The organism is Actinomycetota bacterium, assembly GCA_018830725.1.
In the GTDB taxonomy this organism is placed as follows: domain Bacteria; phylum Actinomycetota; class Humimicrobiia; order JAHJRV01; family JAHJRV01; genus JAHJRV01.
The window spans coordinates 1-9038 of record JAHJRV010000012.1 but is presented as its reverse complement, the minus strand read 5'-3'; the positions used below and the strand labels follow the sequence as shown (position 1 = coordinate 9038).

8 protein-coding genes are annotated in these 9038 nt (G+C 30.9%); 3 read left to right on the top strand and 5 right to left on the bottom strand.

Features of this window, described 5'->3' with window-relative positions:
• The 3 genes from KKC53_00580 to mnmA form a co-directional block, all read left to right on the top strand.
• Positions 1-557, top strand: a 557-nt coding sequence (locus KKC53_00580) for a hypothetical protein (GenBank protein ID MBU2597670.1), incomplete at its 5' end; no start/stop codon positions are given.
• A 46-nt stretch (positions 558-603) separates the two neighbouring features.
• Positions 604-3147, top strand: a complete 2544-nt coding sequence (locus tag KKC53_00575) for a transglutaminase-like domain-containing protein (GenBank protein ID MBU2597669.1) — start codon at positions 604-606, stop codon at positions 3145-3147.
• Positions 3148-3185: 38 nt separating this feature from the next.
• Positions 3186-4715 (top strand): tRNA 2-thiouridine(34) synthase MnmA, encoded by a 1530-nt coding sequence (gene mnmA / locus KKC53_00570; GenBank protein ID MBU2597668.1) that lies wholly within the window; start codon positions 3186-3188, stop codon positions 4713-4715.
• Positions 4716-5025: 310 nt separating this feature from the next.
• Here the strand turns inward: mnmA and KKC53_00565 are convergent, their stop codons facing one another.
• From KKC53_00565 to KKC53_00545, 5 genes are all read right to left on the bottom strand, one after another.
• Positions 5026-5256 (bottom strand): hypothetical protein, encoded by a 231-nt coding sequence (locus KKC53_00565; GenBank protein MBU2597667.1) that lies wholly within the window; start codon positions 5254-5256, stop codon positions 5026-5028.
• 156 nt (positions 5257-5412) lie between these two features.
• Positions 5413-6429 carry an alpha-ketoacid dehydrogenase subunit beta gene (locus KKC53_00560; GenBank protein MBU2597666.1) on the bottom strand — a complete coding sequence of 339 codons (1017 nt, stop codon included), beginning with the start codon at positions 6427-6429 and terminating at the stop codon, positions 5413-5415.
• On the bottom strand, positions 6426-7424 hold the full coding sequence (locus KKC53_00555; GenBank protein ID MBU2597665.1) for a thiamine pyrophosphate-dependent dehydrogenase E1 component subunit alpha: 999 nt from the start codon (positions 7422-7424) through the stop codon (positions 6426-6428). Before KKC53_00555 ends, KKC53_00560 begins: the two co-directional genes overlap by 4 nt.
• Before the next feature lie 5 nt (positions 7425-7429).
• The gene (locus KKC53_00550; protein MBU2597664.1) at positions 7430-8602 is read right to left on the bottom strand and encodes a 2-oxo acid dehydrogenase subunit E2; all 1173 of its coding nucleotides are present in this window, start codon (positions 8600-8602) and stop codon (positions 7430-7432) included.
• Between the two features lie 175 nt (positions 8603-8777).
• A partial coding sequence (locus KKC53_00545; protein MBU2597663.1) for a hypothetical protein occupies positions 8778-9038 on the bottom strand: 261 nt, incomplete at its 5' end.

The following is a 9038-nucleotide window of genomic DNA, read 5'->3' as shown; positions in this document are numbered from 1 at the left end:
GTAGAGTTGCTGTTATTGTAGATGGATTTAGAGGCTCTCATCTTGGAAGTGGCAAAGAATCTACTTTTGAATATCTTATCAGTGCTGCAGCTACAATTGTTAATTATTTTGCAAAAAACAATTACCGTGTCAGAATTGTTGCAAGTGGTGATAGATTATATGTTATTCCTTTTGATGATGCTTCCAGAAACTATCATAGAATAATGGAAGTGTTTGCCAAATGTGAACCTACGGGAAATATATCTCCAGATATAATTATTAGCAAAGAATTAGATACCCTTCCTACGGGTTCAAACATTGTTTTTTTAACTACTTCATTTAATACAGATTGGCTTGATAAACTCAAGAGAATAAAAAGAAGAGGCCAAATGAGAATCGCCTTGGTATTGGTAGAGGGCGAGACATTCCTACCTATGTCTGAGGTCTTATATAAGCAAAAAATGACAATGCTTTCTGGATTCTTAGCTAAGATTTATGGCTCTGGTATTTCAGTTTGTCTATTGAGAAAGGGTTGCGATATAAAAAGCTCGCTGGAGGGTATAAAAAGTGATAAATAATTTTCATATACTGATATGGTAAATTTATACACTGGAGAAAATTGAGGTGAAAAAATATTTAAAGCAGTTTGCAGATAAAAATTTCATATTTCTTGTCTTTGTACACACTGCTTTGGGAATTTCATCAATTCTTTCCTTAAGAAGGATTGTTACCTGGTACCAGTTTACAGTAGCTTGTTTATATCTATTTTTAATTGCAACTTTACTGGCAATCCTGCTTTCAAAAACCAGGATACACGGATTTTTTGCAATAATAATATCTGCTGTAGTGGGAATATTTCTTATTTATTATTTAATTTATTCTCCAATACATCATCGATTTATAAACAGTTATGGCTTCTGGTTTAACCTTCTACAAAAAATTGGGAGAGATTTAGATTATGCTTTTAAGTTTTTCTCAGGTCACCGAGCTCCTATTAGATATGTTTCAGGGGTAGGACTTTTCTTTTTACCCATTATCTGGATTGTTTCCTTTTTAGCTTCATGGAGTACTTTTAGGTGGAAAAAGCCATTACTGACTATACTTATCTTATTACCATTTTTCTTAATTATGAGCATTCTGGGTACAAACTGGATGAAGTATCAAATATCCTTACTTTTCATACTTTCTTCTATTCTTTTACTGGAACTTGAGGGTATAGGTATTTTAAGAAGAAGTGTTGAAAAGGTATCTTTAAATTTATCTGCTTTAAAAAGCCATCACCAAATTGGATTAATGTTTTCTGTTGGAATTGTTATATTAGCTGTTTTGGTAACTACATTATTATCAGGACATGTAAAAAAACCAGAATTTCAATGGTGGAAATATGACATTTTTAAAAGATATGTAATTTCTCGGAGAAAGGTATCATACTTTTATCCTAACATGGATTTTCCATCAGAGATTACACTTTCTGAACCAGAAATAGTCTTTATGGTAAGAAGTCCTGAACCAGGTTACTGGAGAGCAACTTTACTTAATACCACTGATGGTTCTTTCTGGTATAAAAGCGATTATCATGCATCAATGGGAGTAGGTAGGGAGGTCTTTATGGAGCCACAATTTGATTTAAGCTTTATAAATAAAACATATGCTGGTGAGGAAGGGGGAATGCAGATACTTTTTGGACTTGAACCTGAGAGAGCTTTGATCTTATATGAAGGTTTTTTGGATGAAGGTACTGTAGATGAGGATATTTTAAAAGAAAGAATTGAAACCTTTTTAAAATCTTCTCAATTGTATGAAAATGCTATTAATACATTATTGGAAGATGGGGATATTTTAGATTTAGAAGAGTTAAATATCCCTAATATAAAATTTATTAAACAAAGTTATGTAGTAAAAAAGCTTATCTCCCCATATGTCTTTAGTATAAACATGCCAGTAAAATTAGATTCTAAATATTCTAAAAATTTTTCTGTATCTGAAACTGGAAATATTATGACACAAGACTTGCTTAAAAAGGGAGATGAATATGACATTATATCTGTTGTTTCAACAGCTACACCTGAAATGTTAAGAGATGTGGGAGATATTTATTTAGATAATTTTGACTTAAATAAGTATACAAAAATATTCCAATTTGAAAGCAGACCCTTAGACACCAGAATTGAGGAACTTGCAAAAGAGATAACAAGAGGTATAGATAACAACTATGACAAAGTTGTAGCTATACGAGACTATCTAAAAGGGAATTATTATTATTCACTTGATATAGAAGATGTTCCAGCTGGTTATGATATTTCAAATTTCCTATTTGACTCAAAAAGGGGTTATTGCCAGCACTATGCAGCATCTATGGCACTTATGTGTAGACTTTTGGATATTCCTTCAAGAGTAGCAGTGGGTTATACAACAGGAACTTTTGATCTAAAAACAAGTTTTTATTATGTGAATAGGAATAATATACACATGTGGGTTGAGGTCTATTTTCCCAATTATGGATGGATAAATTTTGAGCCTACTTCACCCTTTAAAGCACCTGAATATGCTGAAAAGATAAAGAAGGAACCTGTAGGAGGAGAGGCAGCAGAAAGAAGATTAAAGAGTCTAAAAGAGTTGCTGATGGAAGATGTAGAGTTAGGAGAGGGTGAGGGAATAGGAACGATAAAAAAACCAATCAAACCATCTAAAATTATTTTTGGAATTTTTACTATTATAGGTGCTATCTTTTTAGGCTTTTGCTCTATTATTTTTTCAAAAGATATTCGTTATTATATGGATATTTATAAAAATTATAATAATCCAAACAGATATATTCGGGCTAGTTATAGAAGAATAATTAATAAGCTTTCTGATTTTGGTATTCAAAAAAAATTTTGGGAAGACAGCTGTGAATATGCAATGCGAGTTAAAGATAGGGTAGAGTTAAATATATATGAAATTACTGACCTTTATCTTTTGTCTGCTTATGGTGGTAAAAAACTTGATAAATATTATATGGAACAATCAAAAATAATGATTAAAGATTTTTCAGAAAGTATTAAGAAAAAATTTGTACCGATAGAAAAATTCAAAGCACTGATAAGCTTAAATTCTTTGCCAACACTTAAAAAAATGTTATCTAGTTTTTATAAATTTATTAAATCTTTCACAAGATTTCATAAATAACATTATATCTTTTACAAAATTTCGCAAATAATAAAAATATGAAAGATAGTAAATTAAAAGACAAAAATATTTTCTTTGGTGTTGGAGAAATAGAAGATTCTAAAAAATCAATATGTGTAAAAGCTGTTGTCTCTTTTGAAGATTCATCCATAGTAGATATAAATTTTGATTATAATAGTCCTCATTCACTATCTCCTTTTTTGTCTAAAGTATGTGAAAAAATTAAAGCTTTTGCTCAGAAATTAAGTCTATTAGATGCTGTAAAAATTTCTAAAAAACTCATAATAAAAGAGTTAATAAAGGAATCAGGGAGTAAAAAAGTTGAAGAGATAATACCAGCTGAAGAGAGAAAATTCATAGACTTACAAATTGAAAAGAGTAAAATTACAGATTTATCAGTTAAGGAAAGAAGTATTATAAATCTACCAATTGAAGCTTTTCATAGAGCAGTTGGAGATTACATCTCAAGAAATGAAATAAAAAATATATTTCCAAAAAAAGATAAAAAAGTATTAGTTGCTATGAGTGGTGGAGTTGATAGCTCTGTATCAGCACTACTTCTTACTAAACAGGGATATGAAGTTATCGGTTCAACAATGAGACTCTGGGAATTTCCTTTTGAGGAACAATATTTGAAATCATGTTGTTCTATTTTAGGAATTTGGAATGCCAGAGATGTTTGTAGAAAATTAAATTTAGCACATTTCACATTAGATTTAAGAAACAATTTTAAACAAAAAGTCGTTGATTATTTTTGTAACCAATATCTATTAGGTAAAACTCCAAATCCTTGTATTATGTGTAATAAATATATAAAATTTGGAGCTTTTATAGACATTGCAGAAAAACTGGAGGCTGCAAAAATTGCTACTGGTCATTACGTGTCAATTGAGAAAGATTCAAGCTCTAATAAATTCATAATCAAAAGAGCTAAAGATAGAAATAAAGACCAGTCATATGTTTTTTGGAAACTAAACCAGGAACAATTATCAAAAATTATCTGTCCTTTAGGAAATTATAAAAAAAGTGAGATAAGAGATATTGCACAAAAAAATAATCTGAAGATAGCAAGTAAAATTGAAAGTCAGGATATTTGCTTCATCCCTGATGGTAATTATGGTAATTTTATTGAAAAAAATCTCAATATTAAAATTGAACCCGGTCTAATTGTTGATACAAATAACAATATATTGGGGCAACACAAGGGATTTCCTTTTTACACTATTGGTCAGAGAAAGGGATTGGGAATATCTTATAAGGAACCACTTTATGTAAAAAAGATAATTCCAGATACTAATACATTAATTGTTGGAAATTCTAAGCAGCTTATGGGAAAAGAATTAACTGCATCTGATATAAACTTTATATACCTTGATAAATTAGAATCAGAAATGAAAGTAAAAGCCAAAATCAGATACCGAGATGAATTAGAACCTGCTTTAGTAGTACCTATCAGTAAAGATAGAGTAAAAGTAATTTTTGATAAACCAAAATGGGCTATAACACCTGGCCAATCAGTAGTATTTTATGAAAATGATATCTTAGTAGGTGGTGGAATAATCGACTAAGAAACAAAATATCTTAAAAAATGCAAAAATCGCAATTTGGATTACTAGTAAAACCATGGAAGGACATTTCAAAGCATATGAATTAATATAAAATCATTAAGATATCTTCATTTATCAGGTTTATTACAAATTCCGATAATATATATTATGTATACTTAAATAATGCTTTATATATAAATTTCTTATCTCCTATCAAAAATTAACCCTTCTATCATATATTATCCCTAAATTATTTTTAAAAATTATTACTATAAAGCTTAAAATAGATAATGCCCAGCAATATAGAGAGAAGATTCTTAAGTTTCTTCTCTTAAAAAAATTTAGAAGTAATTTTATTGATAAAAAACCCTGTTAATAGAGCAAATAGCATACCAATAATTGTATTTGTTATGTTTATATTAGATGGTATCTCATTAAATAATCTAACTGTCTCATAAAATCTGGATGTCTCATATAAAGTGGCTGAGAATATTATAAGTACGGATAGCAAAAAGGAAATTTTTGAAGAATCTTCTCTGGATAATCCTCTGGATCTTCCCATTACTATCGTTATTCCTGATCTTTATATACCAGGAACAATGGCTATAGCTTGAGCAATTCCTATAGAAATTGCATCGGGTAATATCGATGCCCTTATTTTTGTTTTTAAGTATTCAGAGTTGCTAGTATAATAATAATCTTATAGTTTACAATACTCTTAATACTCCTTTATTAATGTTCTAATTGTATCAGCAATTTTTTCAGGCTGCGGTACATAAAATTTCTCCAAAGTTGGAGAGAATGGAGCAGGAGTATTTGGTGCTGCTATTCTAGTAATAGGGGCAAGTAGATAGTCAGATATATTTTCTGCAACTTGAACTCCAATTTCAGCACCAATACCACCCTGTTTTGGTGATTCCTCAACAATTACAACTCGACCTGTTTTCCTAATAGAATTAAGAATGAGGGGAAGATCAAGTGGATATAGAGTTCTTGGATCTATTACCTCACACTGTATACCATCATTTTCAAGAATTTTCGCAGCCTGAAGATTATAATGCATCATTAATAAAAATCCAATAACTGTTACGTCTTTTCCTTTTCTTCGAACTACTCCTTTTCCAATAGGAACTATATAATCTTCATCTGGAATTTCTGAGGACGCATCAATTCCTCCTGATTCTGCTCTTATGCCTTTAGAACCATAAAGTAGTTTATGCTCTAATATTAATACAGGATCATCATCTCTTACCGCTGATTTGAGAAGTCCCATAGCATCATAAGCAGTTGCTGGAGCAACTATTTTTATGCCAGGACAGCTTATAAAATAAGGTTCAATACATTGGGCATGTTGAGCACCACGTCCTGTTACCCCCACTGGTGCCCTTATGACAACAGGAACCTTTATCTTACCACCAGACATGTATCTAAGTTTAGATATTTGATTCACTACCTGGTCCATAGCACAAAATATAAAGTCTCCATATTGGACATCAGCAATTGGACGCATGCCCATTATTGCAGCACCACATGCTGTTCCAAATATACCTATTTCTGAAATTGGAGTATCAATAATTCTTTCTCTAAAATCTTTTTCCAATCCCAGCGTAACAGTAAACGCTCCTCCAAAACCACCCGGAATACCTATATCTTCTCCTATACAAAAGACTTTTTCATCTCTTTGCATTTCATCATGTATAGCTTTTCTAAGTGCTTCTGCAATACTTAGTCTCATACTTGAACCTCCATATTTACATAAAGACCACTTAAAGTATCTTCTGGTTTTGGCTCGGGGCTTTGCTGACCAAATTCAATAGCATCATTTACCTTTTCTTCAACATTTTTCTTTATTTCTGCTACTTTTTTATCGTTGATTATATTTTCTTTAAGTAAAATTTTTTCATAAAAAGGTATTGGATCCTTCTTCTTCCAGTACTCCTTTTCTTCTTTTGGTATGTAATTACTGGGATCCCTCCTGCTATGACCACAAAATCTAAAGGTTTTTAGTTCCAGAAGAGTAGGGCTTTTTCCATTTCTTGCTAATTCAATAGCTTTTTTTGCTTTTATATATACACTAAGTACATCCATCCCATCACCAATATCACCCCTCATTCCATAAGCTTTAGCCCTATCAGCAATATTTTTAATTTTTAATACCTTTTTTATATTCGTTGACGCAGCATAGAGATTATTTTCGCAAACAAAAACTGCAGGAACGTTGTAAACAGCAGCCATATTTAAACCTTCGTGAAATGCACCTACATTTGAAGCACCGTCACCAAAAAAACTTACTGCTACTTTTTTCTCCTTTTTTAATTTAAAGGCTAAAGCTACACCTACTATAATAGGAATATTCCCCCCCACAATAGCAATAGATGGTATCATTCCTTTTTCAATATCACCAATATGCATTGATCCTCCTTTACCCTCACAGCAACCTGTTACCTTTCCGTACAACTCAGCCATTATCGAATTCATTGATAATCCCTTTGCTATTGCATGACCATGAGGTCTGTGAGTAGAAGCAATAACATCATCTTCTTTTAGTGCAGAACATACTCCAACAGCACATGCTTCCATTCCTATATACTGATGTATTGTGCCAGGCATTTTCCCTTCAAGAAATAAAAACCTTATTTTCTCTTCAAACTCTCTTATCTCCAGCATTTTCTGATACATATCTACTGCTTTACTATCACCCAATTCCTTAATTATACTTTTGTAATCCATGCTTTTTATATCTCCTCCAATGTCTTCTTAATTTCTTCTATAAATTCTGCACCTTGGGCACCATTTACAATTCTATGATCAAAACTTCCGGTAACTGAACATATATTTCTTATACACATTGAATTATCCTCATTAATATACAGTGTTTTTTTTATCCTACCAATTGCGATAATTGCAGATTGGGGATAATTTATAATTGAATAAAACTCATCTATAGCATATGTCCCAAGATTAGTTATAGTAAAAGTTCCCCCTGAAATATCTGATGATTCTAATTTCTTATTTTGCGTCTTTTCTACAAGCTGTTTTACTTCCTTATCTATTTCAATAATTCCTTTCTTATCAGTATTTCTAATAACAGGAACATAAAGTTCATCACCTCTAGCAACTGCAAACCCTATATGAATTTTATTTTTTAATACAATTTTATTATCTTTAAAATATCCATTTAATTTTGGAAACTTTTTTAAAGCTCTTGCAACAGCATAGATAAACAGAGAATTTATTGAAATCTTTTTACCATCAATATTTTTATTACTTTCTATCCAATTCAATGCAGAATCAATAAAAAGATCGGTTTTAAGATAATAATGGGGTATCTCTTTCTTACTCCTGGTTAAGTTTATCGCAACAGCTCGCTGACTTTGAGTCAGTGGATAAATGTTTTCCTTTTCCATAATTCCTTTTTGAGTTTTAAAAGATTTTAAATATTCTTCGAGATCCTCCTTTGTAATAATACCCCCGGGTCCAGTTCCCTTTACATATTCCAGATTTATATTTTTTTTCTTTGCTATATTTTTAACTAAAGATGTAGCTTTAAATACATCTTCAGTTTTATCAATAACCTGTTTAGCAATTAAATTCTTTTCTATTATCTGTTGAATATTCTCACCAATCTTTTTCTTTTTCTCTGCTTTTAATATTTCCTTAACTTTTTCATTTGGTTTACCTAAAGTAGCAATTACCGTGCCAGCAGAAACTACTGTATCAGGTTTTATATATAACTTTAAAACTGTACCACTTTCAAAACTCTCGACATCCATCATTGTTTTATCAGTCTCTACTTCACACAATAGGTCTCCCTTCTCAATTTTCTGCCCCTCTTTTACATACCAATTAATTAATATTACTTCATCAGTTATTTGACCTAACCCAGGCATTTTAACTTCTATTGCCATTTAGCATTCTCTTCCTAAGAGTAATTCCTTTAAAACTTTGTATAATCTATTTTTCTCAAACTAATTCTTTAAATTACCTAACTAGAATATAGCCACAACTCTCAATAGGGCGCTATTCCTTTTCCAACATTATATAATGACTCAGCCAATCAATTTAAATCTATTAGTTATTTCATTAATAGATAAAATTTGGATTATCTATAATGTTATTTAACTTTTCTCTATACTCTTTAAGTTTATACCATTCAGCATCTAGTGGAATTGCATGATCAATATGAGGAATATATCCACCCTTTTTCATGAGTTTTGAAATTTTATCCAGTTCTTCTTCAATACTTTTATTACTCACATCTATTAATATTTCCTTATCTACTCCTCCAAGCATCTGCAGCCTCGGGTACATTTCTCTTATCTTCTCCAAATCATTTACAGCTTC

Excerpts from the sequence above, each read along its gene's own strand:
- mnmA (MBU2597668.1), top strand. The coding sequence starts at position 3,186 with ATGAAAGATAGTAAATTAAAAGACAAAAATATTTTCTTTGGTGTTGGA.
- KKC53_00565 (MBU2597667.1), bottom strand. The coding sequence starts at position 5,256 with ATGGGAAGATCCAGAGGATTATCCAGAGAAGATTCTTCAAAAATTTCC.
- KKC53_00560 (MBU2597666.1), bottom strand. The coding sequence starts at position 6,429 with ATGAGACTAAGTATTGCAGAAGCACTTAGAAAAGCTATACATGATGAA.
- KKC53_00555 (MBU2597665.1), bottom strand. The coding sequence starts at position 7,424 with ATGGATTACAAAAGTATAATTAAGGAATTGGGTGATAGTAAAGCAGTA.
- KKC53_00550 (MBU2597664.1), bottom strand. The coding sequence starts at position 8,602 with ATGGCAATAGAAGTTAAAATGCCTGGGTTAGGTCAAATAACTGATGAA.